Source organism: Streptosporangium sp. NPDC001681 (assembly GCF_040298085.1).
Lineage (GTDB): Bacteria > Actinomycetota > Actinomycetes > Streptosporangiales > Streptosporangiaceae > Streptosporangium.
The window spans coordinates 1-25,911 of sequence record NZ_JBEOZN010000081.1; the positions used below are offsets into that span (position 1 = coordinate 1).

The following is a 25,911-nucleotide window of genomic DNA, read 5'->3' on the forward strand; positions in this document are numbered from 1 at the left end:
TTCTGTTATTGTTTTTCTTTGTTTTGAACTTCGTGGCCGGCGGCTCCCGCTAGTGCGCGGTGCCGCCCGCCTCGCGAGATCTCGCGAGGCGGGCGGCACACCTCGCTGTCGTTGGTAGGACTACAGAGGCGGAAGCCGTACACCATGCGCTTTGACTCACTGATCGACTCGGTAGGCCGGACCCCGATGGTCGGCCTGCCCAGGCTCTCGCCCTCGGAGGACGTGCGGATCTGGGCCAAGCTCGAAGACCGCAACCCGACAGGTTCGATCAAGGACCGTCCGGCGCTGTGGATGATCGAGCAGGCGGAGAAGGACGGGCTCCTCTCACCGGGCTGCACCATCCTCGAACCCACGAGCGGCAACACCGGCATCTCGCTGGCGATGTCCGCCCGGCTCAAGGGTTACCAGCTGATCTGCGTGATGCCGGAGAACACCTCCGAGGAGCGCCGCCAGCTGCTGCGCATGTGGGGGGCGCAGATCATCTCCTCGCCCGCGGCGGGCGGCTCCAACGAGGCGGTCAGGGTCGCCAAGGGGCTGGCCGCCGAGAACCCCGACTGGGTGATGCTCTACCAGTACGGCAACCCGGCCAACTGGCGCTCGCACTACGAGTCGACCGGGCCGGAGATCCTGGAGGACCTGCCCTCCGTCACCCACTTCGTGGCCGGTCTGGGCACCACGGGCACCCTGATGGGCGTCGGCCGGTTCCTGCGCGAGCACGTCCCCGACGTGAAGATCGTCGCCGCCGAGCCGCGTTACGGCGAGCTGGTGTACGGCCTGCGCAACGTCGACGAGGGCTTCATCCCCGAGCTGTACGACGCCGAGGTCCTGACCACGCGCTTCTCCGTCTCCTCCGCCGACGCGCTGCGGCGCACCCGGGAGTTGCTGGCCGCAGAGGGCATCTTCGCCGGGGTCTCCACCGGAGCCGCGTTGCACGCCGCGCTCGGCATGGCGGCCAAGGCCGTCAAGGCGGGGGAACGGGCCGACATCGTCTTCGTGGTCGCGGACGGCGGCTGGAAGTACCTGTCCACCGGTGCCTACGAGGGGACGCTGGACGAGGCCGAGGAGCGGCTCGAAGGCCAGCTCTGGGCCTGATGTGAGGTTTCCGCGACGGGTCGGGGCGGCGGGTTCCGTGAGGCCTGTGGCGGGAACGGCACCGGGGCCGGTGGGTACGGGGCCGGGCTGAGGCCTGTCTCGGGAATCGGATCGGCGGGCGCGGGGCCGGATGACAGGTGAACGATGAAGGGCGGGCGTCCCGGTGGGACGCCCGCCCTTCATCGTCCCCGAGGGGAACCGGTTCCCGGCGGGAGCCCGCCGGGAACCGAGGGAGAGCTACTCGTTGAGCAGGAGCCGCAGCGAGAAGGTCGCCTCGCTGCCCGACTGGGTGCCGCTCACGCCCACGCCGCGCAGCACCTGGAGGTTGGCCTTCTCGTCGCCCTGCAGGCCTTCGAGATAGAGCTTCTCAATCTTGTCCAGGTCGACGAAGACGGCGAAGGTCGCCTCGTCGGCGTTGGGGATCGCGAGCTGGAAGGTCTCGCTGTCGCCCAGGGCGCCGTCCTTGTCGAGCTCGGCGGCGTACTCCTGCGAGCTGGCCAGGACGAAGGTGCCGTCACCGGGGACCTTGGCGAGCTGCGGGACGGCCGTCCCGGTGGCGGCAAGGTACTTCTCGATCTTGCCGACGACCTCCTGCGCCTTGGCCGGGTCGGTGACGACCTTCGCGCCGAACTTCGGCTGGTCGCCGTCGAGGCCGCCTGCGTCCAGCGCGAAGGTGATGTTCTTGCCGAGCAGCGTCACCAGATCGTCGGGGAGCGACAGTCCGGCCTGCTGCTTGGCCTGGTCGACGAACTGCTGCACGCCGCCGCCACCGGCCGCGTCGGCCGACTTCATGAGCTGCGTCCACTGCTTGCCGATCACCTCGCCGAGACCGGAGATCGAGACCGCGCCGGCGGTGGAGGCCGGAAGCGTGCTGATCCGGGAGGCCTCGGGGGTGCCCATGTCCAGATTCTGGGCACCGCGGCTGATGCCCGCGAGCTCGATGTACCCGCTGTCGAAGCGGAGGGCGCCGGCCACCCGGACGTTCTTGATCTGGGCGAGGGTGGCGGGGTCCTGGGACGCCACTTCGGGAGTCAGCTGGGCGATCTTGCCGGCGTCCGCCCAGAAGGAGAGGACGCCGGTCTCGCCGAGGGCGCTCAGGTCCTCGGAGAAGGTGGCGTTCTCCGACAGCGGCGCGGCGGCCGCGGCCTGGTCGGCCTCCGCCTGGGTGGGGCTGAGCAGCGCGTAGTCGTCGCGGAAGGCGATGCCGTACTTCTCCTTGCCCATCAGCTTGGCGATGCCGGCCTTGGCCTTGTCCTGGTCGGTGACCTGGACGGCCACCACGGCACTGGGCTCCTTGGCACCCTTGGCGGCCGGCACCGCGGCCACGCCGACGCGGACGCCGAGCCACGGCTCGATGTCGGTGGCGTAGTTCACCTTGCCGAGGCTGCCGGACTCCTTCTTCAGCAGGTCGAAGATGGCCTGGCGCGGGTCGTCGCCGGTGAAGGAGTCCTTGGTGACGGTGAACTTCCTGGCGATGCCGAACAGCGCCAGCTTCTGGTTCGCGGCCGGGTCGAGGTCAAGGCGTACGTAGCCGATGGCGTTGGCGGGCAGCACGTCGTGCGGCTGCGTGCCGCCGCCGCTGAGCAGGCTGACCGCGAAGACGCCGCCGCCGCCCACGAGGACCACGACCAGCGCGGCGATCGCCGCGAGCAGCCAGCCCTTACCGCCCTTGCGGGGCGGGGTTCCGGTCGGCTGTCCCGGGCCCAGGAAGTCGGGGCCCTGCTGCCAGTTCCCCGCCTGCTGCGGATAGGTCTGCTGGCCGTAGTTCTGCTGCTGATAGCCGGGCTGCTGCTGGCCATAGGACTGGCCGGCCGGCTGTCCGTAGTTCTGCTGGCCGGCCGGCTGTCCGTAGTTCTGCTGGCCGTACGCCTGCTGGGGGTTCTGCTGGGGCTGGCCCTGCTGCGGGTAGGGCTGCCCCTGCTGGTAACCCTGCTGGGGCTGGGGGTATCCGGGCTGGCCGTTCTGGGGGTAGACCTGCGTGTGCGGTTGGTCGCTTCGCTGCGCGCCCTCGTTCCAACGGTAGGCGATCGTCCTGTCGGGCTGCTGATCCGGCGTGGGCGACTGGTCTGGGGGATTGTTGGCAGGCATGATCACTCACAATGTGGACTTCGTGGATATGGAGAAGTTAGTGCACTTTGCTAGCAAGCCGCTTGCATTGAACTAACCATGTGATTGGTGCATCTAAGCGGGATTGAGCTCGCTTGCTAGGGATTCGTCAGGTCTTACCACGCTGTTTCCGCAGGTGATCGTCATGTCCTTCTCCCTGTGGGCTTCGACCTTTCCGCCGCCCTGGGCGGCTCGGGAAACCGCGGGGAATCTTGCGACTCGGGTGCCCTCGGCCTTATTTCGGGCCCGGGTCCGGCTCGGGTCCGGCCCAGGTGGTGGAGCGTCCGGGGGGCCGGGGAGGCGAAGGCGGCGGGGAGTAGGTAAAGTGAGCCGTCTAGAACAAGGTTCGGGAGCGTGCATGACGAAGTTCGACGAGGCGACAGGGGCCATTCGGGTGGACGAGACCACCTACGACGTGTGTCTCGACCCCGGATACTCGATCGGCGGCCCACTCAACGGCGGCTACCTGATGGCCGTGCTGCTGCGCGCGGTCGTGGACGCCTCCCCCCATGAGCACCCGGTGACCACCAGTGCCCAGTTCCTGCGCGCCGCCGTCCCCGGCCCCGCGCAGGTGCGCCTGGAGCAGATCAAGACCGGCCGCACCGCCACGATGACCCGGGCCAGCCTGGTCAGGGACGGCGACTCCATCATCGAGTGCCTCGTCACGACCGCGACCCTCGGCGGCGCCGCCCCCGACTGGACGGACGGCCCCTCGGTGGCGATGCCGCCGATGGAGCAGTGCCTCCGGCTGCCCGCCCCCAAGACCGAGTCGAACATGACGCTCAACGCCCAGATGGACCTGGCGTTCGACCCTCCGACCATCGGCTGGCTCGACGGCAGGCCCAGTGGCCGCCCCGAGGCCCGCGCCTACTTCCGGATGGCCGAGCCGCAGGATCCCGATCCGTACGTGCTGGCGCTGGCCGTGGACTGCCTGCCGCCGGTGGTCTTCTCCGCCGGAGAGCGCGGCTGGGCCCCCACCGTCGACCTCACCTGGCACCTGCGCGCCCTGCCCGCTCCCGGCTGGCTGACCCTCATCGCCGGAGGCAGGCTGATCAGCGACGGCTGGTTCGACGAGGACGTCGAGGTCTGGGACTCCACCGGCCGCCTGGTCGCCCAGTCCCGCCAGCTGGCCCGGGTCGGGCGGGGCTGACCCTCGCGGAGCCGGTCGGGCGAGATCGGAAAAGTACCCGGCCGAGTCGGCAATCGGCGGTGTGAGGATTCTTACCGTGTTCGATCGACCCAGGTCGCCTAGCCTTGGGAACTGTGTCGCAAGCAAGCGTTGGAATCTTTGACAGTGGTGTCGGCGGCCTCACGGTGGCTCGGGCGATCATCGATCAGTTGCCCAACGAGTCGGTCCTCTACGTGGCGGACACGGCGAGGCAGCCGTACGGCCCCAAGACCATCGCGCAGGTCCGCGCCTACGCGCTGGAGGTGATGGATCACCTCGTCGAGCACGACGTGAAGATGCTGGTGATCGCGTGCAACAGCGCCAGCGCCGCGGTGCTCCGCGACGCCCGCGAGCGCTACGACGTGCCGGTCGTCGAGGTGATCCAGCCGGCCACCCGCCGTGCCGTACGCGCCACCCGCAACGGCAGGGTCGGGGTGATCGGGACCAGGGCCACCATCGAGTCGATGGCGTACCACGACGCGTTCGCCGCGGCCCCCGACGTCCGGCTGACCGGGGTGGCGGCGCCGCGCCTGGTGGAGTTCGTCGAGCGCGGGGAGACCATGAGCGAGGAGCTCATCGCCGTCATCCGCGAGTATCTGGAGCCGGTGCTCGCCGACCGGTGCGACACGTTGATCCTGGGATGCACGCACTACCCGCTCCTCGTCGGGCCGATCTCCTACGTGGTGGGGGACGGCGTCACGCTGGTGTCCAGCGCCGACGAGACGGCCAAGGACGTGTACCGCATCCTGCACGACCGGGGTCTGGCCGCCGTAGGGGGCGCGCCCAGACACCGTTTCCGCGCCACCGGAGACGCGGACCTCTTCGCCGACCTCGGACGACGGTTCCTCGGACCGGAGATCGAGGCGGTCGAGGCGGCGTTGGTGGGGGATGTTTCAAACAACGGGCATCGTGCGTGACGGTGCTCCGGCGCTCCGTAGGGGGAGCGCCGGAGAGGGGCGGGGCGGCCATCGGCGCCCGCGCCGTGCCGCGCGGCGCCGCAACGTGAATCGTAGGAGGCCGCCGTGAAACTGACGATCATTGGATGCTCGGGGAGTTTTCCCGGTCCTGACAGCCCCTCCTCCTGCTACCTGCTGGAGGCGGAGGGGTTCCGCATGCTGCTGGACTTCGGAAACGGCGCGCTCGGCGCACTCCAGAGGTACATCGGCCTGTACGACGTGGACGCGATCTGCCTGTCGCACCTGCACGCCGACCACTGCCTTGACATGTGCCCGTACCACGTGGTCCGCACCTACTCGCCCGAGGGGCCGCTGCCCAGGGTGCCGGTGTACGCGCCCGCCGACGCGCGCCGGCGCCTGAACTCGGCCTACGCGATGCCGGACGAGCCGCTGCTGGAGTCGGCCTTCGACTTCGTGGGGCTGACGCCGGGAACGTTCGAGGTCGGCCCGTTCGAGGTGACGGCCGCGCTGATGAACCACCCGGTGGAGACCTACGGCTTCAGGGTCTCCTACGGCGGGCGCTCGGTGGCCTACTCGGGCGACACCGGTGAGAGCGCCGAACTGGTCAAGCTCGCCTCGGGGGTCGACGTGTTCCTGTGTGAGGCGTCACACCTCGACCGGCCAGGACTCCCCGTCGACCTGCACCTGAGCGGCCGCCAGGCGGCCGAGCACGCGGCCAGGGCGGACGTGGAGACCCTGGTACTGACCCACCTGGTGCCCTGGAACGACCACGACCGGGTCAGGGAGGACGCCTCTCGCGGCGGGTTCGGCGGGCGGATGGAACTCGCACGAAGCGGGGTCCGGTATGACCTAGGGTGAACTGCATGGCTCGTGCAGATGGACGTTCTCCCGATCAGCTCCGCCCCGTCACCATCACCCGCGACTGGATCACGCACGCCGAGGGTTCGGTGCTCGTCGAGTTCGGCGGCACCAGGGTGCTCTGTGCCGCCTCCGTGCAGGACAGCGTGCCGCGCTGGCGCCGGGGCAGCGGTCAGGGCTGGATCACCGCCGAGTACGCCATGCTGCCGCGCGCCACGAACACCCGCAACGACCGCGAGTCGGTACGCGGCAAGATCGGCGGCCGTACGCACGAGATCTCCCGTCTGATCGGCCGCTCGCTGCGCGCCTGCGTCGACTACAAGGTCCTCGGCGAGAACTCGATCGTCATCGACTGCGACGTGCTCCAGGCGGACGGCGGCACCCGCACCGCCGCCATCACCGGCGCGTACGTGGCGCTGGTCGACGCGATCGCCTGGATGCGCAAGCGGAAGATGTGCGGCGCCGACCCGCTGGTCGACTCGGTCGCGGCGGTCTCCGTCGGCGTCGTCGGCTCGACGCCGCTGCTCGACCTCTGCTACACCGAGGACGTCGCCGCCGAGACGGACATGAACGTGGTGATGACCGGCTCCGGCGAGTTCGTCGAGGTCCAGGGCACCGCCGAGGGCAAGCCGTTCAACCGCGCCGCCCTCGACGAGCTGCTCGACCTCGGCGCGGCCGGCTGCGCGGAGCTCACCCGCCTGCAGCGGGAGGCCCTGGCATAAGCGTTTTCCGCCTGGGTGGGTAGGGTGTGACCGAATTCGAGGCAAGGGGATTGGTCATGAGCGGGGCCGTTATGCACGAGAGCGATACGGGCAGGCCCCGCGTGGTCCTCGCCACCCGGAACGCCGGGAAGATCGCTGAGCTGCGCCGGATCCTGGCCGACGCCGAGGTCCCGGTGGAGATCGTCGGTCTTGAGGAGTTCCCCGAGATCGGCGACGTCGCCGAGACCGGCCTGACCTTCGCGGAGAACGCCCTGCTCAAGGCCCACGCGGTCGCTCGGCAGTCCGGCCTGCCCGCGATCGCCGACGACTCGGGCCTCTGCGTCGACGCGCTGAACGGCATGCCGGGCATCTTCTCCGCCCGCTGGTCCGGAAAGCACGGCGACGACCTGGCCAACCTCGACCTGCTGCTCGCCCAGGTCTCCGACGTGCCCGCCGAGCACCGGGGCGCGCACTTCGCCTGCGCCGCCGCGCTGGCGCTCCCCTCCGGAGAGGAGCGGGTGACCGAGGGCGCGCTGCACGGCGTGATCATCGACACCCCGCGCGGCGTCAACGGCTTCGGCTACGACCCGATCCTGCTGCCCGAGGGCGAGACCCGGACCACCGCCGAGCTGTCCGCCGCGGAGAAGGACGCCATCAGCCACCGGGGCCGCGCCTTCCGCGCCCTGGCCCCCATCCTCGCCGAGATGCTCGTCTGACGCTCCTTCGCTGAAGCCCGCACCGGAAAGAGCTGCGGCTTCAGTGAGGCTCGTGCTGGGGCCCCTGGCGGAGCCCGTACGAGAGAGCCGCGACGACGATCTCGTGGTTCGCGGCGCGGCTCACGCTGGGGGCGACGATCTCGTGCTCCTCGGCGGAGCCCGTCCGGGGAGCAGACGATGACCAGGGGCGACTGTTCGAGTCGGCCTGTAATCGTGGCGTAAGATCCCCCGCTCGCCGATGGGCGTAGCGTCGGAGGTATGCAGAGCAACAGGCGCATGCCCTCGTGGGCCGCGGCGCTGATCGGCCTGGTGTCCGGTGCGGTGGCGGTCGGGGTCTCCCTGCTCGTCGCGGGCCTGGTGAACCCCTCCGCCTTCCCGATCGTCGCGGTGGGCAACGCGGCGGTCGACCTCACCCCGGCCGTGCTCAAGGAGTGGGCGATCCGCACCTTCGGCGAGAACGACAAGGTCGTGCTGCTCGGCGGGATCTTCGTGGTCATGGCGTTCATCGCCGCCGCGCTGGGCATCGCCGCCGCCCGCGACGTCCGGTACGGCCTGGCGGGCCTGGCCGCCTTCGGCCTCGTCGGAGTCGTCGCCGTGCTGACCCGGCCGGAGGCCGGGCTCGCGGACGTCCTGCCGACCGTGGTCGGCGTCGGTGCGGGCATGTTCGCCCTGAGACGGATCATCCGCCGCTCCCTCGTGCCCGTCGAAGAGCTCGCCGGCGCCTCGACCGGTCCGTACGGCGACCGGGGGCACCCGACGCCCGGCGGCGCCGCGGGCGCGGCGGGGGCCGCGCACGGCGCCGGACCGTGGGAGATCACGCCGGGTTCATCGCCGGAATCCGAGGAGCGGCCCGAGGCGCCCATGCCGCCGGTCATGCGGGCCGGGAACGACCTGCGCGCGTTCGACCGCCGGGGCCTGCTGACCGGTGTGCTCGGCGGCGTCGCCGTCGCCGGAGTGGCCGGGGTCGCCGGGCGGATGCTGTCCGGGCGGGCCGAGGTGAGCGTGGCGCGCAACGGCATCACGCTGCCCAGGCCCGCGACCCCCCTCGCGCCGCTGCCCGCCGGGGTCGACCTCAGGATCAAGGGTCTGTCGCCGTTCGTCACCCCGAACAGCGACTTCTACCGGGTCGACACCGCCCTGGTCGTCCCCCAGGTGGACCCGAGCAGCTGGACCCTCAAGATCCATGGCATGGTCGACCGCCCGGTCGAGCTCACCTTCGCCGACCTGATGAAGCGCACCGTGGTCGAGGCCGACGTCACGCTCTGCTGCGTCTCCAACGAGGTCGGCGGCCCCTACATCGGCAACGCCCGCTGGCTGGGCGTCAGCCTGGCCGACGTGCTGCGCGACGCGGGCGTCCACAAGAACGCCGACATGCTGCTCAGCACCTCCGCCGACGGCTGGACCGCCGGAACCCCGGTCGACGTCGTCCTCGACGGCCGCGACGCCCTGCTGGCCTTCGGTGTGAACGGCGAGGCGCTCCCCGTCGACCACGGCTTCCCGGTCCGCCAGGTCGTTCCCGGCCTGTACGGCTACGTCTCGGCCACCAAGTGGGTCACCGATATCAGGGTCACCCGCTTCGACGAGGACGAGGCCTACTGGACGCCCAGGGGCTGGTCCGCCAAGGGGCCGATCAAGACCGAGTCCCGCATCGACCTGCCCAGGGACGGCGCGAGCATTTCCGCAGGCCGCACTGTCGTCGCGGGCGTCGCCTGGGCGCAGCACAAGGGCGTGGACGCGGTCGAGGTCCGCGTCGACCGGGGCCAGTGGCGTCAGGCCCGCCTCGCCGAGGCCCCCACCGCCGACACCTGGCGCCAGTGGGTCCTCGACGACTGGGACGCCACCCCCGGCGACCACACCATCGAGGTCCGCGCCACCGACGCCACCGGCTACACCCAGACCGCCGACCGCGCCCCGGTAGCCCCGGACGGCGCCACCGGCTGGCACACCATCCAGGTACGGGTCGGCTGACTCAGGCCGTATTCAAACCATCTCGGTGGTTCTCAATCGTTGACAGGGGTGGCTCGTTATCGTGGAGACGCCGCGCAGTCGCGAGGAAGGCACCGAGATGACCGGGCAGGACTGGAATCCCGGCCTGACGTACGCCGAGCGTAGCGAGCACGCTGGGGAGCGGATAGCCGGGGCGCGGAAGCTCCAGAACCTTACCCGGGAAGGCTTGGCAGGGCTCGCGAATGCCTCTCGGTGAACCGCCCCAGCGAAGACATGGATCTGTTCACTTCCAACGTCCGGAACGATTTCGCCGACTGGCGCACAGCGCTTGCCCCGGCCCGGCCTGTCCGGACGGTGGCAAGGATCAACCGCGGAGCGTTCTGTCCTGGCTCGGGTGGGTACTTCCGCTCGCAGGTGGACAGGAAGGGAATGCCGGTCAGGTCAGGGCCGCCGGAGCGAGGCGGGCCAGACGACGATGTCGGGCTGCAGGGGGTGGTCGGCGTTCTGGAGGCCGATGGCCGCGAGACCGCCCGCGAGTTCCGTCGCCGTCGTACGGTGCAGCCAGAGGGCCGGGGCGTGCGGTCGTGCGGCCAGGTCCGGGGTGTCGACCAGGCCGTCGAGCTCCACGGTGACGGAGGAGGCGGTGACGCGCAGCCCGGTGATCGCATGTTCGGTGGAGTTCCACCTGGCGGTGCCGGAGGCGTCCGGGGCGATCGACAGGAACAGCGGCACCGCCCCCGAGGGCAGGTCGAGGCTCCCCGACCACTCGCCGCCGACCTCGGTGGCCGGTGCGGAGAGCAGGTCGCCGTCGGGTGAACCGTCGGCGCGTGTCAGCGGGGTGAAACCCGGCAGCAGGGCGGACAGGATGTCGTTGGCCACCGAGATCAGCAGTTCCCTGCCGCTCTGCACGTTGGCCAGGGCCGCGATCACGATCCCCGCGGTGGGGACCGCGACCAGGTAGGCGGCCACCCCGCCCATGCTGCCGCCGTGGAAGGCGAGGGACAGATCACCGTGGCGCCGCACGCCCCAGCCGATCCCGTAGCCGTCGGCGCCGGGCCACGGCGCGGTGGGACGGTGGCTCGCGGCAAGCGCCTCGGCGGGCAGGGCGCTCGTGCCGCCCGCGTGCGCGAGCCCGAAACGGAGCAGGTCCCGGACGCTGCACCAGGCCTCCTCCGCCGCGCCGTGCCCGGTGACGTAGGGCGGGTACGCCGAGCCCGACGAGGTGTGGCGCCGGGCGGCGCCGAGGCCGCCGTCCGGCTCACCGAACCGGGCCGACCGCATCTCCAACGGTTCGAAGACCAGCTCGGACAGCGCGTCCGCCAGCGGAGAGCCGGTGACCTCCTCGATGATCGCGCCGAGCAGCTCGTAGCCGACGTTCGAGTACGTCTGCCGGACTCCCGGTGGGAACACGACGCGGGCGTAGGCTCGCAGCAGGTCGTTCTTGCTCGGCGCCCGATCGATCTCGTCGCCGTAGAAGAACCTGAGGAACGTCGGGAAACCGCCGGTGTGGTTGGCGACCTGCCGGAGGGTGGGGACCGTTCCGTGGCCGGGCGGCGGCCGGTAACGCGACACCGGGGCGTCCAGATCGAGCACGCCACGTTCGGCCAGGACGGCCAGTGCGGTGCCGACCATGGGCTTGGTGACGGAGGCCAGGCTGAAGGGGGTGTCGACCGTGGCGGCAACGCCGTCCTCGACCGACGCCAGCCCGAACGCGGCTTCGAGCACGGTCGTCCCACCGGCCGCGACGGCGAGCGCGGCTCCGGGTACCTCGCCCGAGTCGCAGGCATCGCTCAGCCGGCGAGATGCCTGAAGGACGAGGGCGCTGATCCGGTCATCGGGTGTCATCGTCTCCCGTTCCTGCGTTGCGGCCCGTGTCAGGGCGACATCGGGCAAACCAACCTATCGATCTACCCGGTCGGTCTTGTGGGCCGGTCCGTTCGATCGCGAAACGCGGCGCCGGGGAGCCGGTCACGATCGAAGAGCGCGGCGTCTGACTCCGCCTCACACCGGTCGCGTTCGCGGGTTCACCGGCGGGCAAGAAGCTGTTGTTGCGGCGGCGACCCGCCAGGTCCGCCGGGCGTTGCGCAGGGCAGCGGATGGATGGGATACCCGGCACGACGGGGCAGGGGATGACCCTCCACGTGGGAGGGGAACAGGTGGTCGTGCGGTGGAGCTACGCCTCGGCCCACTTCATCCGTGACGCCGTGAAACACCACTCCGAGGGAGACGCGTACATAAAATCCCGACCACGATGCTTTCAATGCAACACGAATAAGACATTCTTGTTGCTATTTTTAGGTCCACTTTTACGCTCATCTTGGCGATGCAATAAAATGGGATTGATATAGCAAAACGGCAGGTCGGGCGGCATCTAAAAGGTTCGGTTTCGCGAATATGGCCCATTGGGCGTGGGTACGGCTCGTATGGCTCTTACGAAAACGGTGCGCGCACCGCAAACGCTGAAGGGGAAACCATATGACGACAACCACGGAGCGCCCCGCACCCACCGAGGCACCCGAGCGCGAGGGCGAAGAGCGCGCCTTCGGGGCGCTCCTGCTCGCCGCACTCATGCGCCGCCGCGAAGAGGTGGAGGAAGGCGGCCTCGACCACCCGCTCCTGCTTGCCGCGCTCATGCGCCGCCGCGAAGGGGGCGAAGAGGGCATCATCGATAATCCGCTCCTGCTCGCGACGTTGATGCGTCGCCGCGAGGAGGGCGGGGAAGGCGGCCTCGACCACCCGCTCCTGCTTGCCGCGCTCATGCGCCGCCGCGAAGGGGGCGAAGAGGGCATCATCGATAATCCGCTCCTGCTCGCGACGTTGATGCGTCGCCGCGAGGAGGGCGGGGAAGGCGGCATCGGTCACCCGCTCCTGCTCGCGATGTTGATGCGTCGCCGGAGGCAACACGGTAGGAGTCTGATTGGCCACCCGCTCCTGCTTGCCGCGCTCATGCGCCGCCGCGAAGGGGGCGAAGAGGGCATCATCGACAACCCGCTCCTGCTCGCCGCTCTCGCGTGCCGGTAGCGGTCACAGGTAAGGACACCGTCCCCCAGTCGCCGGCGAAACCGGCAACTGGGGGACGGTTCACATCAACCGCAAAGGAGCACACCATGGCGACGGAGGACGCTGACAAGTCAGCCGGACATGAGCCGGTGGAGTCATTGATCGACGACCTCATCCGCGACATATTCAGCGAGGCCGGCCAGTCCACGAAGGCCCGCGTACTCGGCGGGGACTCCATGGCGACCCTGATCGAAACGGCTATCGCGTCGGCACCGCGCACGATGCCGATGGCGTCGATCGTCGAAAGACTCCTGGTCACCCAGGCTCTCGCGTCCGCCTTGGCCGATGCTCTGGCGCCCGCGCTGGCAGAGGCACTGGCTCCCGAGATCATGAAAGCCTTGGAGAACTATCCCACTGGAGAGCGAGCCAGTGGTGAGATGACCCCGGCAGGCAGGCAAGCCCAGCCCAGAGCCGGCAGAAGAAAGGCATGAAATATTCATCGCGCGGTCAGAACAATGCCTCCGGCGGGGGCGCTCTGGCTCCGGGATGAGAAGGAGTGCGCGGCGCGCGGATTTGATGGTGGCTGGGGTAGGGGAAAGACGCGCGGGAAGAATGTGCCATCTGCCCCGGCCGTCACACCGAGCAGGAGCAGGGAAAACCACGCGGGCCACTGGCCCGTGTATGGCCCGCCGCTGGTCGGCGTTGGTGATCCACAGCGAGACGCCGTGAAACAGTCCCCTCAAAGGCGAAATCGTATTTCGCCAGGTCAGAGCATGAATCAGCCCCCTGGCCTGCGAGTGTCCCGGGGGAAGCTACGTTCTCTGGGGGATTTAGCACGCTGTCAGCGTGCTAAATCCCCCAGAGGACAGAAAGTCCTTGGTCGCCGCCCCTGTAAATGGTCAACTCCGCCGTGCCGTGTTGGGAGTCGCTCTACTATCTGGCTCCCAGGGGTTGGGGGACGGGGGAGCCGGTGAGTGAGTGGAGTTTGGCCTCGGGGATGTACAACCCCGTGGTGACCGTGGACGGGCAGCGGTGGCGGGACTTCGAGCTGGAGTTTCAGGTGCCGGCGGCGGCGGTGCCCCGGGAGCGGGAGCGGATGCGCTGGGGGCCGGCCCGGCTGGACCAGTGCCGGCCGTACGGGGTGGCGGGCGGCCTGGCCAGGCCCGACCCGCAGACCGAGGAGGACATGCTGCGGGCCGTCCCCCTCACCGAGCAGGGCACCCCGCGCCGCTTCCCCGACCCGCGCGGCATGTGGATCAGGCTGATCAACGGGACCGGGCCGGCCGACGACCCGTTCCGGGCCACCAATGCGATCGACTGCGCGCTGTCGGTGCTCTCCACCTGGTACGGAGCCCCGGCGGTGGCCGCGCCCCGGCGGCCCGAGTACGACCGGGTCGGCAGGCCGCTGCTCAGCGGCGAGGCCGGGGGAGTGGCCAGGGCGGAGCGGTGGCTGGGACAGCGCTTCCAGTACGTGGGGCAGGGGCGCCACGCCTACCTCCCGATCGCGCAGGCGCTGCTGGCCGGGGGGCACGGCTCCTCGGCCATGGTCGTCAACCGCTGGCCGGCCGGGGGCAGCCACGCATGGAACGCGGTGAACTTCGACGGCGAGGTGATCTGGATCGACGGGCAGCGGGGGCACATGGCGGTGGAGCCGCCGTACGAGTCGGTGACCGGTGTGTTCTGCGTCGTGATCGACAGGGAGGGGCGGCGGCTGTGAACCCGGACCAGGCCAGGGCGGTGGCGGAGGAGTACTTCAACGGCGTCCGTAGCGCGGGCGCCGCCGTCGAAATCAGGATTTATGCCTTTCAAGAGGGCTATGTCGCCTGGGCGAATGAGCCCGACTCCGACGATCCCAGCGTGCTGCCCGACACCGTCGGCTCCGGGTGCGTGGTCATCGACCGGGCCACCGGCGAGATCGTCATCCGGCCGCTGCTCAACCCCGAGACGGTGGCGGAGCAGTGGCCGGGACGCCGCCCCCGATAACGAAGACGTCCCGGCCACCATGCTCACCCCGTCCTGCCACGCCGGGCCGGATGAGGGAGTGTCGGGCTCGGCTCATCCGGCTCAGGCTGCCCGGTAGCGCTCCGGGCTCACCCTGTCCTGCCACGCCGGGCCGGATGAGGGAGTGTTCGGTTCGGTTCATCCGGCTCAGGCTGCCCGGTAGCGCTCCGGGCTCACCCTGTCCTGCCACGCCGGGCCGGACCGGAAAGCGCACTGTTCGGCTCATCCGGCCCGGGTCGCCCGGCCGCGCTCAGCCGCTCGCGAGCGAGCCCACCACCGAGGCGCGGGCCGCGCGCCGGGCGGGCAGGACCGCGGCGAGCACCCCGGCCAGGCCGGACAGCGCCACGAACGACAGGATCTGCGGCACCGGCAGCTGGAAGATGACGTTTTCGGTCATCGTCCGCGCGGCGGCCCAGCCGAACCCGATGCCCAGCACCACGCCGACCAGCGCGCCGATGAGCCCCAGGACCAGCGCCTCGACCGAGAGCATCCGCCGCAGCTGGGGTCTGGTCAGGCCGAGCGCCCGCAGCAGCGCTGACTCGCGGGTGCGCTCGTGGACCGACAACGAGAGCGTGTTGGCGATGCCCAGCAGGGAGATGAGCACCGCCAGGCCGAGCAGCCCCGTGATGATCATCAGCATCATGTCGAGCGCCTCGTCGAACTCGCCCCGCACCTCCGTCGAGCTGGCGACCTTCGCCGTCGGGTACGGCCGCGTCGCCGCCTCGACGGCCAGCAGCGCCCGGTCGGGATCCACGCTGTCGGAGCGGTTGACGATCACCCGGCTGTCGCCCACCTCGCCGAAGTAGCGGTCGAACTCCCGCTCCGGCACCGTCACGCCGGAAAGGCCCGACTCCCGGTTGGAGACGCCCACGATCGACAGCTCGACCGCACCCGCCTTCGCCGTCCGCACGGTGACCCGGTCACCGACCCCGACCTTGAGCCGCTCGGCGACGTGGTCCGCGACCAGCGCCGTACCCGGCACGAGCCGGCCGACCGAGCCCGCGTCCAGCTTCGGGACGAAACCCGGAGCCGGGGTGAACGTGCCCACCTCGTATTTCTCGTCCCCGGTCGCGAGCCTGGCGGTGCTTGACCGGAACGCGACGACCGCGGTCAGCTCCGGCCTGGTCCGCAGGTCCTCGGCGATCGCCCGGGGCAGCTCCGAACTGCGATCCTGGCTCTGCACCAGGTAGTCGACCGGGAACTGCTCGTCGAGCTGATGGGCGTAGGTCACCCGGATGGTGCCGGTGAGGACGGAGATGACGGTCATCAGCGTCACGCCCACGGTGAGCGCCACCGTGGTGGTCGCCGACCGCTTCGGATTACGCCGGGAGTTGTCCACGGCCAGCCTGCCCGGCACCCCGAAGAGCCTGGCCGGAACCCAGCCCGCGAAGGCGGACAGCGGCTTCACGATCACCGGGCCGAGGGTCAGCACCGCCAGGAAGATGAGCGAGCAGCCGGCCATGACCACGACGAGCGCGGTCTCGCCGGGCTCCATGGCCATTCCCGCCGCGGTGATCCCCGCGCCCGAGACCAGGAAGAGCGCCGCGAAGATCATCCGTACCAGGCCGGCCCTGAAGGTCTGCTCCTCGGCCTGCGAGCGCAGCGCCGCGATCGGCGCCACCCGCGTCGCCGACCTGGCGGGCAACAGCGCCGCGCCGACCGTGACGGTCAGGCCGATGACCAGACCCAGGACGATCGTACGAGGCGTCAGGGAGGCCGCGACCGACGGCAGCGGCGCGCCGACCGCGGTGAGCACGGCCAGCGCCCCCGCCCCCATCCCGTAGCCGAGCAGCAGGCCCAGCACCGACGACAGCAGGCCGACCACCGCCGACTCCAGCACGATCGAGCCGAAGACCTGTCCGCGCGTCGCCCCGATACAGCGCAGCAGCGCCATCTCACGGGTCCGCTGGGCCACCAGGATGTTGAAGGTGTTGTAGATGACCAGCGCGGCCACGAACATCGCCACCACGCCGAACAGCAGCAGACCCAGGGTGAGGAACTCGCTGCTGGCACCGTTGGCCTTGGCCAGGTCCGCCGCGTACCGCTCACCGGTCTTGACCTGGTGACCCGTCCCCACGACCGCCGCGACCGAGGCGCGCAGCGTCTCCTTGGAGACGCCCTCGGCGGCGGCGACGTCGACCTCCCGGAACCCCTGCTGCCCGGTCATCTTCCTGGCCGTGTCGGTGGTGTAGCCGACCGCGCCGCTGTACCCGATCTCCTGGTCCAGGCCGATGTCGAACAGGCCCACCAGGGTGAACTCGTGCCTGACGTTCTCCGAGTCGAGCACCGCGATGGTGTCGCCGACCTTGAAACCACGAGTCCTGGCCGTACCCTCGTCGAGCACCGCCTCCTTCGCGGTCCTCGGCGCCGCGCCGCTGACGATCGAGGTACGGTTCAGCGCGCCCTCGGGCAGGGAGATCCCCACCGTGGGATAGTCACCGGCCGCCTTGCCGTCCTTGCCGATCAGGGCGGACGTGCCCCGCACCAGCCCCTGGGCGTCGGCGACACCTTCCGTGGCGCGGATCCTCTCCAGGGTCGCGTCGGAGACGACCGGTGCCTCACCGCCCTTGTCCGGCAGCGGGAGCACCGCGACGTCGATCCGGTCGGCCGCCGCCGCGAACTTCTGGGTGAAACCCGCCTCGATGGTGTCGGTCAGTACGAACGTCCCCGCGATGAAGCCCACCCCCAGCGCGATCGCCAGCGACGTCAGCATCAGGCGCAGCCGGTGCGCGCGCAACCCGGCCAGCGTCGTCCTCAGCACCTCACGCCTCCAGCTTCATCAGCGTGTCCAGCACCGACTGCGGCGTCGGCCCCACCAGCTCACTGACCAGCAGGCCGTCACGGAGGAAGACCACCCGGTCGGCGTAGGAGGCCGCCACCGGGTCATGGGTGACCATCACGATCGTCTGGTCGAGCTCACGCACCGACGTACGCAGGAACGACAGCACCTCGGCGCCGCTCCGCGAGTCCAGGTTGCCGGTGGGCTCGTCGGCGAAGATGACCTGCGGCCCGCTGATCAGGGCGCGGGCGACCGCGACCCGCTGCTGCTGGCCGCCGGACAGCTCGGCGGGCTTGTGCCCCAGCCGGTCGCGCAGCCCCACGGTCGCCACGACCAGGTCGAACAGCTCCGGGTCGGCCAGCCGCCCGGCGATCTCCAGCGGGAGCCGGATGTTCTGCTCGGCGGTCAGCGTCGGCAGCAGGTTGAACGCCTGGAAGACGAAGCCGATCCGCTCGCGGCGGAGCAGGGTGAGCTGCCTGTCGTTGAGACCGGTGAGCTCCACGTCCCCGATGCGCACCTGCCCGCCGCTCACCGTGTCCAGCCCGGCCAGACAGTGCATCAGCGTGGACTTACCCGACCCCGAGGGCCCCATGATCGCGGTGAAGGCGCCGGACGAGAACGAGACGTCCACGCCGCGCAACGCGTGCACGGCGGTGTCCCCCCGGCCGTACACCTTCGTGAGACCCCTGGCCGTCACGGCCGGCTCCGCGCCTTTTCCAGGCGCGCCCCACGCGCCGACCTCTCCGGTGATGGTCACGGCAGTTCTCCTCAACAACGTATGGCGTTATGACGCACCAAACGCTATTGGTGGGGAAAGTGGGATCCATCAGGCTTTAGGCCTGACCTGCGGTGCGGTGAAGGGCGTCCAGAGGGGGACATGCGCCACCTTTGTCGTAGTACGACCTCGGCCATTCGGCCGAGACGACCGGGGCCTCACGCGTGCCCGAGATCACTTCCATCGGGGCCCGCCCACGCCGGAGGTCGTTTCCGTTGACGGTTACTTCCGCGGGTATCTGATCTTGAAGCTGCCCAGGCCGACCTTGCCGGTGACGCGCAGCGTCGGCGCGTCCGGAAGGCCCGGATCGGTGGCCTTGTTGCTGATCGTGCCCATGTTCGTCGCCAGCGTGTCGACCCACACGGTCCACCCGCGCGGCACGATCACCCGGATCTCACCCATCCCGCAGGTCACCTCCAGCAGCACCTCACGGTGCGAGCACACCGCCCCGGTGAAGTCGATCTTCACCCTGCCCGAAGCGCAACTCGCCACGATGTGCGCGGGCACCACCCAGTGACCCGTCCGCTGCGCCAATCCGTGCTTCGTCCGCAGCTCCAGAACCCCGCTGACACCCGGTACGGCAGGCGACGAGTCTCCCGGCAGATCCGAGGTCAGCGCCCTCAGGTCGTCGTACGTCCTGGCGGACTGCGCCTGCTCGATCCGCTCCTCCAGCTCCTCCAGCGTGAGCCGCCCGTCTCCCGCGGCCACGCGTAACCGCTCGATGACCGCGTCACGGTCGGCATGCGATGCGCGGAGCCGACCATTGAGATCCGTCATGTGACGATGCTAGTCGGCCGAATGTGGAGTTACGAGCCCGGACTCATAGGCATACACAACGACCTGTGCCCGATCCCGCAGGCCCAGCTTGGCCAGCACCCGGCCCAGATGCGTCTTGACGGTCGCCTCCGCCAACTCCAGCCGACCGGCGATCTCCATGTTCGACAACCCCCTCGCCACCAGCACCAGCACCTCACGCTCCCGCGCCGTCAACCCCGACAGCACGGCCGGCTCGGCCACCCCCGCCGAGGGAAGATGCACCGCGAACCGCTCCAGCAACCGCCGCGTCGTGCTCGGCGCCACCACCGCGTCCCCGCTGTGCACCGAATGGATCGCACTCACCAGATCAGCGGGCGGCACATCCTTCAGCAGGAACCCCGACGCCCCCGCTTTCAACGCCGCGAACGCGTACTCGTCCAGATCGAACGTGGTCAGGATCAGCACCCGAGGCCCCCCGGCCATCGAACAGATCAACCGCGTCGCCTCCACCCCGTCCATGACCGGCATCCGCACATCCATCAGCACCACGTCGACCTCGACCGCCCGCACCGCCTCCACCGCGGCGGCCCCGTTGCCCGCCTCCGCGACGACCTCGATACCGGGATGGGCACCGAGCACCATCCGGAACCCGGTACGCAGCAACTCCTGATCGTCGACCAGCATCACCCGAATCACCCGGTCGCTCACCGCTCCACACCCGTCCTGCTCTCCACGGGACACGCCCGGCCGTTCTCCACCGAACGCACCCGACCGCCACCACACCCGACCCGGACGCCCACTCTCAAGCCGCCCGACCCGTCCCGGCCTCACCGATCGGCAGCCGCGCCACCACCCGGAAACCGCCACCGGGACCGGGCCTCGCCTCCACACTCCCACCGAACAGCGCGACCCGCTCCCGCATGCCGACCAGGCCGTGCCCGCCCTCACGCTGCGGCGCCGCGGCACCACGACCGTCGTCGGTCACCCGCAACAGCAACTCCCGCACGCCGTACTCCATCTCCACCACGGCCCTGCTCTCCGGACCGCCGTGCTTGAGAGTATTGGTGAGCGCCTCCTGCACGATCCGATAGACGGTCAGCTGCTCCCCCTCAGGAAGCTCCAGAGGAACACCGGACACCCGCAGCTCCACCGGCAGCCCGGACCCGCGCACCCGCGCCACCAGATCGTCCAGCTGTGACAGGCCCGGCTGCGGAGCGTACTCCTCCTGCACCCCGTCGGCCCGCAACACCCCCACCATCCGCCGCATCTCCGCCAGCGCCCTGCGCCCCGTGGCCGAGACCGCCCGCATCGCCTGGCGAGCCTGCTCCGAATCATGCTCGATCGCATACCCCGCGCCGTCGGCCTGAACGATCATCACGCTCACGTTGTGCGCGACCACATCGTGCAGCTCACGGGCGATCCGAGCCCGCTCCGCCGCCGCCGCCAACCGGGCCTGCTGATCACGCTCCCACTCGGCCCGCTCGGCCCGCTCCTCCAACCCCTCCAGATAGCGGCGACGGGTGTTCGCGTAGATCCCCGCGATCCAGATCGCGGCCACGAACGCCGAGGCCGAGGCAAAGGTGTCCAGGTCGAGTTCCAGCCCCGGGCGCGCGAGTGCCAGCGCCAACCCCAACTCCACCACCAGGCCCGCACCGACCGCCCAGCGCAACGGACGGCGCGACGCCACCCCGTACATGGCGACGAGCACCGAGACATTGAAGAACAAGGGCTGCACACTGAGCAGCCACTGCAGGAAACAGGTCAGCGAGATGATCACGAAGACCGTGACGGGACGCTGCCGCATCCAGAACAGGGGCACGAACAGCAGCAGCCACAGCCCCGCGAACCCCCAGAGCCCGAGCCTCGCCGCCCCCCATGTCTCCAGGCCACCCGTCAGGGGCCAGACATTGAGCACGGAGAGCAGCAGGAACGGGCTCAGCCACAGCGCGTCCGTAATCCCGGGATGGCGCCTGCCCCAGGCGCGTAGTCTGCCGAACACACCACCACGATACGTATACGCAGATCACCGCCCTTCCCCCGGAAGGTGGAGCCCGATGTACGACCCAGGTCGCACATCCGGCGAGACTTACAGAGCCTTTACGGCCCGTACGGCACCATGGTTTATGGGAGCACCCTCCGGGGTGAGTAAAGGGAGACAGTTTGTGATGATCAGTCACAACGACGCCGGGTCGCGCGGCATTTAGACCACGCCGCGCGACCTGACGTTTTCCCCCGTCCCCCCGCCGTGACGGATAGTCGCCACACCGGATACCGCTCCGCGCCCGCTCGGATGCTTCGGTGATCTCACCCGAATCACCCGCTTACCCGCGCGGATCCACAAGGTTTTTCCCGTCCAGCGGTGGACATCGTGCCGTTCCGGGCGACGCCGGTCCCACGAGCGGTCGACCGGAGCTCACGCGGGTGACTCACCGAAGCCGTCACCCACGGCGAAGCCACCCGAACGTGCATCCCCGGCCTCACCCGCCACACCGGACGCGGCGGCACGGTCTTCCGCGAGGACGGATTCGCGCAGTAATTGAATGGCTCTGCGAATGACCGCAGATCTCGACGCGAATCGTCTTTCGGTCCGGCAATACTCTATGAAGAATGAATCCTGGGCCGATATTGTTATGCTGGTGTCTATCGACTTCATGTCGACCGGTTGGCTTTGAATTGTTTTGTGGGGTCGACGGGATTCGAACCCGCTCTGGACGGTACCTAAAACCGTGGCCTCTGCCGTTGGGCTACGACCCCTATTCTTGCCTGCGAAATTCTCTGTCTGTGAATGGCAATTGGGGCAGAGAAAGCGCAGGTTTTCTTTTCTGTTGTCCAGCCAGTTGCCATTGATGTGGTCAACGTGCAGTGTCAATGCCTGACCTTGCCAGGCGCCCTCGATCCTACAGCCCGCGCAGCGGTATGGCATCCCGATCTCGATCAAGCTGCGCCTGAGCTGCCCGGGGTCTGGGCGAGGGCTGCCCTCCGATCGTATGGCGAGAACCTGTTCCGGGCGACTGCGTCGTGGTGAGGGCTTCCCTCTGTTGGGGGAGACCCCGCGAAAGTGCGACGTGTCGATTCCGAAGCGCTTCAGCTGGCGACTGATGTGGGCGTGGTTGCCGCCCGCGATGGTGATGCCGAGGCGGCGGAGGACATCGGCGATGCTGAGGGAGTCGGCTGCGGCCTCCGCCAGCATTTCGGGGGTGTATTTGTATTTGACGGGCACGCGTCAAGTCTAGGTAACGGGTACGACAATTCTCGACGCGTGCCCACGTCATGATAAATGGCTAAAAAAAGGGATTTAATCGACGCCGAGTTCGCGGCGGAGCCGGGCCACGTGGCCGGTCGCCTTCACGTTGTAGAGAGCTTTCTCGATCTTGCCGTCGGCGTCGATGACAAAGGTGGAGCGGATGACCCCGACCGTCGTCTTGCCGTACATCATCTTCTCCCCGTAGGCGTCGTAGGCCTTGTGGACCTCCAGCGCGGGGTCGGACAGGAGCGGGAAGGTCAGGGCGTCGCGCTCGACGAACTTGGCGAGCTTGGCGGGGGTGTCCTTCGAGACGCCGAGCACGGCGAGGCCGGCCGAGCCGAGCGAGGCCAGGCTGTCGCGGAAGTCGCAGGCCTGTTTGGTGCAGCCCGGGGTCATCGCGGCGGGGTAGAAGTAGAGGATGACGCGCCTGCCGCGGTACTGCTCAAGCGACACGGTGGTGCCGTCGGCGGCCGGAAGCGTGAAGTCCGGGGCGGCGTCGCCCGGCTCGAGTTTCATGATGTCCCTCCGAGGAATGGTTCCCAGGTCAACTTACCGGCCTGTCCGAAGTGCCGTGGGTAGGCCGGACCTGACAGACTGATCGGTGTCAAGGAGTAGGGGAGGAGAGCCATGGCGGACACCGATCCCGCGGAGTTGGAGCGGCAGATCGAGCGCACGCGCGCGGAGTTGGCCCAGACGGTGGACGCCATCGCGGACCGGGTGAGCCCCAAGCGGGTCGCGGAGCGTGGCGTGGCGAAGGTCAGGGCGAATGCCGAGCATTTTGTCGCCCAGGTGGGTGATCTGGTGGGCGGTGTGGCGGGGCCGAGGCCGGTCAGGGCCGAGGGCGAGCCTGAGGACCTGTGGGCGGACGATCGGCCTGAGCTGGCGCCGATCCTGATCGGCGTGGGCGCGGTGCTGGCGGTCAGTGCGGTGATCATGTTGTGGCGGCGCCGTCGCCGGTGATCGGCGGCCCCGAATTGAGTAGGGGTTTACTCATGTGCCCTTTTCCTTGCTCGCGGAATATTGCGAGCAGGGAAAAGGGAGGGTAAATCCGTGAAAAGCATCATTCGCGCTGCGGTCGCGGTGGCGGCGACCACCGGTCTCATGCTGACGGTGGCTCCGGCCGCCTTCGCGGCGGCGGCGCCGGCGTCGGCCGCGCGTGACTTCGACGACAGCTTCGACCAGGAGTCCAGGAACGGGCTGGCCACGGTCGAGGCCGAATACTCGGTCGAGGGCGACGACGAGGACGAGAACACGTTCGTGCTGGGGGGCGGGCTGTACGACGGTGACCGGCGTTCGCTGGCCCGGGGCGGGCGGTGTGCCTACTTCGAGGTGCAGGCCGCCTCGTCCGATGACGAGGACTGGAATGTCATCAAGCGGGTGAAGCAGTGCGGCTATGACGACACCAAGTACTTCCGCGTCACGGCGCACGACGTCAGCGAGGTGCGGGTGAAGACCTGCCAGATCAGCTACCGGGGTTGGTCCACCTACAAGTGCAGCAGGTGGTACGAGCTCGACCTGGGCTTCTAGAGGTTTCCGCTGAGCCCCGTACGGGGGCCTCTCCGGGCGCGGGCAGCGCGGGCTGCCGTGGCCGGAGGGTGGGGGATGAGACACGAGCGGGCACCCGCCGGTGGGCGAGGTGCCCGCTCCGCGTGCACGGGTGGCGGGTCAGAGGAAGGTGCGGCCCTCGCCCCGGTAGGTGGGGACCTCGTCCACGACCCTGTCCCCGTCGATCAGGTACAGGCCGGCGAAGCGCTCGCAGAGCTCGCCGGCCTTGGCGTGCCTGAACCAGACCCGGTCGCCGGTGCGCAGGTCCTCGGCGGCCTGTCCGACCAGGGGGGTCTGTACCTCGCCGGCTCCCTCGTTGGGGTCGTATCGCAGCCCGCACGGCAGGTAGGGCTGGGGCAGGCGGTCGGCGCCGGGGGCGCCGGAGGCCGGGTAGCCGCCGCCGAGGACCGTGACGACGCCGGGTGCGGGGCGGCGTACGACGGGCAGGGCGAAGAGGGCGGCGGGGTGGCCGCCGAAGCCCCGGTAGAAGTCGAACAGGCGGGGGTGGAAGAAGCCGGAGCCGGCGGCGATCTCGGTGATGGCTCTTTCCCTGGCGGTCTTCTCGATGCTGCCGGTGCCGCCGCCGTTGACGAACTCCAGGTCGGTGATCTGGCGGACGGCCTGGACGATCCGGCCCCTGCGGGTGATCAGCTCGCGCTGGGACCGGGTCTGCATCAGGCGGATGGCCCGGGTGAGGGCGGGCTTGCCGGGAGGGTCGTCGCCGACCCCGGCGATCTGCGCCTCGTACGCCATCACGCCCACGAGGCGGAATCCGGGGCGTTTGGCGATCTGGGTGGCCAGGTCGGCGGCCTGGTCGCTCTCGCGGATGGGGGAGCGGCGGACGCCCGCCCGGAACCGGCCGCCGAAGGCGAGGTAGCCCGCGTCGATGTCGAGGCAGACCCGGATCTCCTGGCGGTCGTGGACGCCGGCGACGGCGGAGTCGACGAGGTCGAGGTGGTCGATCCGGTCCACCATGATGGTGATTTCCCGTGCGGCGAGCGGTTCGGCGGCCAGTTCGGCGAGCGCGGCGCGGTCCACCGTGGGGTAGGCGACGAGCACGTTCCGCATTCCGGTGGAGACCAGCCAGAGGGCTTCGGGGAGGGTGAAGGCCATGATCCCGGTGAAGCCGTCCATGGCGAGGATCCGTTCGAGCACGGCCCGGGACCTGATGGACTTGCTCGCGACCCTGATCGGCTTGCCGTGAGCCCGGTGGAGCATTCCCTCGGCGTTGGCGCGCAGGGCGGGCAGGTCGAGGACGGCGAAGGGGGGATCCAGGTGTGCGGTGGCCCGGTTGTAGCGCTGGAGGTCGTCCATGTTCGCAGGATAACCCGGCTCGAAAGAATATGAGTACTGTTCATGTTGCTGGAGAGGTGCTCAATGCTCCCGCCAGGAGGGCCCCAAGATCGCGCAAGAGGGCGGTTGATCCCGGCCTCGACCTCGCCGGAACGCGTACACCTGACCGAATGACGACTACTCTCCAGGACGTCCTGGCGGGCTCGGGGAGCACCGGGAGCGCGGGAGGCAGGGCGGCCGAGCAGTTTCAGGACGTCCGCCGCAGGTCGGTGCGGCTGCTCCGGCCGGGGAGGACCCCGGCGGGCGTGCCGGCGGCGCTGGTGGCGTCCGTCGTGCTGTCGGTCTCTGCCTCGGTGACCGTGGGCCTGCTGATGGAGTCGCCCGTCGCGCGAATGCCCTACCGGCGGCTCGTCAACGGGGCAGGCTCGTGGAGCTGGTCGGACCCCGTCCTGTTCGCCATGGCGGTGCTCGCCATGGCGGCGGGCCTGCTGATGCTCGGGCTCGCGGCCCTGCCGGGACGACCCAGGCTGGTGCCGCTGGAGTCGGGAGACCCGCACATGGTGATCGGGATCACCAGATCCGGGCTCTGCCGCACGCTGGGGGAGGCGGCGGCGTCGGTGGAGGAGGTGAGCGGGGCACGGGTCCGGCTCGCGTCGCGGATCGTCGAGGTCACCGTGTTCACCGAGGCCGAGCGGACCGGGCCGGTGCTGCGCGGGGTGGGCGCGGCGGTGGGCGACCGGATGGCGGGCCTGGGCGCGATGTGCGCGGGCGACGTCGTGGTGCGGCTGCGCAGGCGGAGGGTCAGATGAGACCGTATCTCGGCAACCGGATCGGCCTGGCCGTCACCGGCGCGGTACTGGTCTGCGCCGGTCTCTACGCCTTCCTGCGGGGACGTGGCGACCTGCCCGGTCAGCCGCCCGGGGCCAGGCTCGTGCACGGGGGGTTCCCCGGCTGGCTGGCCGCGCATCCGTGGCTGGGCTGGCTGGTCGCGCTGCTGCTGGTGGTGCTCGCGC

At 69.7% G+C, this 25,911-nt stretch carries 23 protein-coding genes, 1 tRNA gene and 1 pseudogene; 14 read left to right on the plus strand and 11 right to left on the minus strand.

What is annotated here, in order from left to right:
* The first annotated feature begins 144 nt into the window (after positions 1 to 144).
* Complete coding sequence (locus ABT130_RS30545) at positions 145 to 1,092, plus strand: PLP-dependent cysteine synthase family protein (protein ID WP_343975498.1); 948 nt, start codon at positions 145 to 147, stop codon at positions 1,090 to 1,092.
* 237 nt (positions 1,093 to 1,329) lie between these two features.
* On the opposite strand, the gene ABT130_RS30550 is transcribed toward ABT130_RS30545, so the two are convergent.
* Positions 1,330 to 3,180 (minus strand): DUF3352 domain-containing protein, encoded by a 1,851-nt coding sequence (locus ABT130_RS30550; RefSeq protein WP_350961127.1) that lies wholly within the window; start codon positions 3,178 to 3,180, stop codon positions 1,330 to 1,332.
* Positions 3,181 to 3,556: 376 nt separating this feature from the next.
* Between ABT130_RS30550 and ABT130_RS30555 the strand changes: the two genes are divergently transcribed.
* The 6 genes from ABT130_RS30555 (at position 3,557) to ABT130_RS30580 (ending at position 9,526) form a co-directional block, all read left to right on the plus strand.
* Positions 3,557 to 4,348 carry a thioesterase family protein gene (locus ABT130_RS30555; RefSeq protein ID WP_350924795.1) on the plus strand — a complete coding sequence of 264 codons (792 nt, stop codon included), beginning with the start codon at positions 3,557 to 3,559 and terminating at the stop codon, positions 4,346 to 4,348.
* Positions 4,349 to 4,536: 188 nt separating this feature from the next.
* Positions 4,537 to 5,283 carry a glutamate racemase gene (gene murI / locus ABT130_RS30560; RefSeq protein WP_451935711.1) on the plus strand — a complete coding sequence of 249 codons (747 nt, stop codon included), beginning with the start codon at positions 4,537 to 4,539 and terminating at the stop codon, positions 5,281 to 5,283.
* A 105-nt stretch (positions 5,284 to 5,388) separates the two neighbouring features.
* On the plus strand, positions 5,389 to 6,141 hold the full coding sequence (locus ABT130_RS30565; protein ID WP_350924800.1) for an MBL fold metallo-hydrolase: 753 nt from the start codon (positions 5,389 to 5,391) through the stop codon (positions 6,139 to 6,141).
* A 5-nt stretch (positions 6,142 to 6,146) separates the two neighbouring features.
* On the plus strand, positions 6,147 to 6,863 hold the full coding sequence (rph, locus tag ABT130_RS30570) for a ribonuclease PH (protein WP_350924802.1): 717 nt from the start codon (positions 6,147 to 6,149) through the stop codon (positions 6,861 to 6,863).
* 56 nt (positions 6,864 to 6,919) lie between these two features.
* On the plus strand, positions 6,920 to 7,558 hold the full coding sequence (gene rdgB / locus ABT130_RS30575; RefSeq protein WP_350961132.1) for an RdgB/HAM1 family non-canonical purine NTP pyrophosphatase: 639 nt from the start codon (positions 6,920 to 6,922) through the stop codon (positions 7,556 to 7,558).
* A gap of 258 nt (positions 7,559 to 7,816) precedes the next feature.
* Positions 7,817 to 9,526: a molybdopterin-dependent oxidoreductase gene (locus tag ABT130_RS30580; RefSeq protein WP_350961135.1), complete on the plus strand. Its 1,710-nt coding sequence runs from the start codon at positions 7,817 to 7,819 to the stop codon at positions 9,524 to 9,526.
* 420 nt (positions 9,527 to 9,946) lie between these two features.
* On the opposite strand, the gene ABT130_RS30585 is transcribed toward ABT130_RS30580, so the two are convergent.
* Entirely contained in the window at positions 9,947 to 11,350 is a 1,404-nt protein-coding gene (locus ABT130_RS30585; protein ID WP_350961137.1) for a serine hydrolase domain-containing protein, read from the minus strand.
* A gap of 630 nt (positions 11,351 to 11,980) precedes the next feature.
* Here ABT130_RS30585 and ABT130_RS30590 point away from each other — a divergent pair.
* From ABT130_RS30590 to ABT130_RS30605, 4 genes are all read left to right on the plus strand, one after another.
* A complete protein-coding gene (locus tag ABT130_RS30590) occupies positions 11,981 to 12,526 on the plus strand; it encodes a hypothetical protein (RefSeq protein WP_350961139.1) in 546 nt (181 codons plus the stop codon).
* 86 nt (positions 12,527 to 12,612) lie between these two features.
* Positions 12,613 to 12,996, plus strand: coding sequence for a hypothetical protein (locus ABT130_RS30595; RefSeq protein ID WP_350924813.1), 384 nt, complete (start codon positions 12,613 to 12,615; stop codon positions 12,994 to 12,996).
* 479 nt (positions 12,997 to 13,475) lie between these two features.
* The gene (locus tag ABT130_RS30600) at positions 13,476 to 14,222 is read left to right on the plus strand and encodes a toxin glutamine deamidase domain-containing protein (RefSeq protein ID WP_350924815.1); all 747 of its coding nucleotides are present in this window, start codon (positions 13,476 to 13,478) and stop codon (positions 14,220 to 14,222) included.
* Complete coding sequence (locus tag ABT130_RS30605; RefSeq protein ID WP_350924817.1) at positions 14,219 to 14,488, plus strand: SUKH-4 family immunity protein; 270 nt, start codon at positions 14,219 to 14,221, stop codon at positions 14,486 to 14,488. Before ABT130_RS30600 ends, ABT130_RS30605 begins: the two co-directional genes overlap by 4 nt.
* A 268-nt stretch (positions 14,489 to 14,756) precedes the next feature.
* On the opposite strand, the gene ABT130_RS30610 is transcribed toward ABT130_RS30605, so the two are convergent.
* From ABT130_RS30610 to bcp, 8 genes and pseudogenes are all read right to left on the minus strand, one after another.
* Positions 14,757 to 17,267: an ABC transporter permease gene (locus ABT130_RS30610; RefSeq protein WP_350961141.1), complete on the minus strand. Its 2,511-nt coding sequence runs from the start codon at positions 17,265 to 17,267 to the stop codon at positions 14,757 to 14,759.
* Position 17,268: 1 nt separating this feature from the next.
* On the minus strand, positions 17,269 to 18,036 hold the full coding sequence (locus ABT130_RS30615; protein WP_451935086.1) for an ABC transporter ATP-binding protein: 768 nt from the start codon (positions 18,034 to 18,036) through the stop codon (positions 17,269 to 17,271).
* Positions 18,037 to 18,282: 246 nt separating this feature from the next.
* Positions 18,283 to 18,837, minus strand: coding sequence for a DUF1707 SHOCT-like domain-containing protein (locus ABT130_RS30620; RefSeq protein ID WP_350924824.1), 555 nt, complete (start codon positions 18,835 to 18,837; stop codon positions 18,283 to 18,285).
* A gap of 9 nt (positions 18,838 to 18,846) precedes the next feature.
* Positions 18,847 to 19,512: a response regulator gene (locus tag ABT130_RS30625; protein ID WP_350961187.1), complete on the minus strand. Its 666-nt coding sequence runs from the start codon at positions 19,510 to 19,512 to the stop codon at positions 18,847 to 18,849.
* Positions 19,513 to 19,618: 106 nt separating this feature from the next.
* The gene (locus ABT130_RS30630; protein WP_350961147.1) at positions 19,619 to 20,815 is read right to left on the minus strand and encodes a sensor histidine kinase; all 1,197 of its coding nucleotides are present in this window, start codon (positions 20,813 to 20,815) and stop codon (positions 19,619 to 19,621) included.
* A 682-nt stretch (positions 20,816 to 21,497) separates the two neighbouring features.
* Positions 21,498 to 21,570, minus strand: a tRNA-Leu gene (locus tag ABT130_RS30635).
* 28 nt (positions 21,571 to 21,598) lie between these two features.
* A pseudogene (locus ABT130_RS30640) lies at positions 21,599 to 22,006 on the minus strand (HNH endonuclease signature motif containing protein); the annotation flags it as partial.
* A 105-nt stretch (positions 22,007 to 22,111) separates the two neighbouring features.
* Positions 22,112 to 22,576, minus strand: coding sequence for a thioredoxin-dependent thiol peroxidase (bcp, locus tag ABT130_RS30645; RefSeq protein ID WP_350924828.1), 465 nt, complete (start codon positions 22,574 to 22,576; stop codon positions 22,112 to 22,114).
* 111 nt (positions 22,577 to 22,687) lie between these two features.
* Here bcp and ABT130_RS30650 point away from each other — a divergent pair, with 111 nt between their 5' ends.
* Complete coding sequence (locus ABT130_RS30650; protein ID WP_350924830.1) at positions 22,688 to 23,020, plus strand: DUF3618 domain-containing protein; 333 nt, start codon at positions 22,688 to 22,690, stop codon at positions 23,018 to 23,020.
* Positions 23,021 to 23,110: 90 nt separating this feature from the next.
* Positions 23,111 to 23,587, plus strand: coding sequence for a hypothetical protein (locus ABT130_RS30655; protein WP_350961150.1), 477 nt, complete (start codon positions 23,111 to 23,113; stop codon positions 23,585 to 23,587).
* A gap of 138 nt (positions 23,588 to 23,725) precedes the next feature.
* On the opposite strand, the gene ABT130_RS30660 is transcribed toward ABT130_RS30655, so the two are convergent.
* Positions 23,726 to 24,919 (minus strand): amino acid deaminase/aldolase, encoded by a 1,194-nt coding sequence (locus ABT130_RS30660; protein WP_350924834.1) that lies wholly within the window; start codon positions 24,917 to 24,919, stop codon positions 23,726 to 23,728.
* A gap of 149 nt (positions 24,920 to 25,068) precedes the next feature.
* Between ABT130_RS30660 and ABT130_RS30665 the strand changes: the two genes are divergently transcribed.
* The gene (locus tag ABT130_RS30665; protein ID WP_350961152.1) at positions 25,069 to 25,707 is read left to right on the plus strand and encodes a DUF6286 domain-containing protein; all 639 of its coding nucleotides are present in this window, start codon (positions 25,069 to 25,071) and stop codon (positions 25,705 to 25,707) included.
* Positions 25,708 to 25,911: the final 204 nt, after the last annotated feature.

Coding starts and splice junctions, on each gene's coding strand:
- rdgB (WP_350961132.1), top strand. CDS start 6,920: ATGAGCGGGGCCGTTATGCACGAGAGCGATACGGGCAGGCCCCGCGTG.
- ABT130_RS30660 (WP_350924834.1), bottom strand. CDS start 24,919: ATGGACGACCTCCAGCGCTACAACCGGGCCACCGCACACCTGGATCCC.
- ABT130_RS30580 (WP_350961135.1), top strand. CDS start 7,817: ATGCAGAGCAACAGGCGCATGCCCTCGTGGGCCGCGGCGCTGATCGGC.
- rph (WP_350924802.1), top strand. CDS start 6,147: ATGGCTCGTGCAGATGGACGTTCTCCCGATCAGCTCCGCCCCGTCACC.
- ABT130_RS30585 (WP_350961137.1), bottom strand. CDS start 11,350: ATGACACCCGATGACCGGATCAGCGCCCTCGTCCTTCAGGCATCTCGC.
- ABT130_RS30550 (WP_350961127.1), bottom strand. CDS start 3,180: ATGCCTGCCAACAATCCCCCAGACCAGTCGCCCACGCCGGATCAGCAG.
- ABT130_RS30590 (WP_350961139.1), top strand. CDS start 11,981: ATGACGACAACCACGGAGCGCCCCGCACCCACCGAGGCACCCGAGCGC.
- bcp (WP_350924828.1), bottom strand. CDS start 22,576: ATGAAACTCGAGCCGGGCGACGCCGCCCCGGACTTCACGCTTCCGGCC.
- ABT130_RS30650 (WP_350924830.1), top strand. CDS start 22,688: ATGGCGGACACCGATCCCGCGGAGTTGGAGCGGCAGATCGAGCGCACG.
- ABT130_RS30620 (WP_350924824.1), bottom strand. CDS start 18,837: ATGACGGATCTCAATGGTCGGCTCCGCGCATCGCATGCCGACCGTGAC.
- ABT130_RS30595 (WP_350924813.1), top strand. CDS start 12,613: ATGGCGACGGAGGACGCTGACAAGTCAGCCGGACATGAGCCGGTGGAG.
- ABT130_RS30545 (WP_343975498.1), top strand. CDS start 145: ATGCGCTTTGACTCACTGATCGACTCGGTAGGCCGGACCCCGATGGTC.
- ABT130_RS30665 (WP_350961152.1), top strand. CDS start 25,069: ATGACGACTACTCTCCAGGACGTCCTGGCGGGCTCGGGGAGCACCGGG.
- ABT130_RS30555 (WP_350924795.1), top strand. CDS start 3,557: ATGACGAAGTTCGACGAGGCGACAGGGGCCATTCGGGTGGACGAGACC.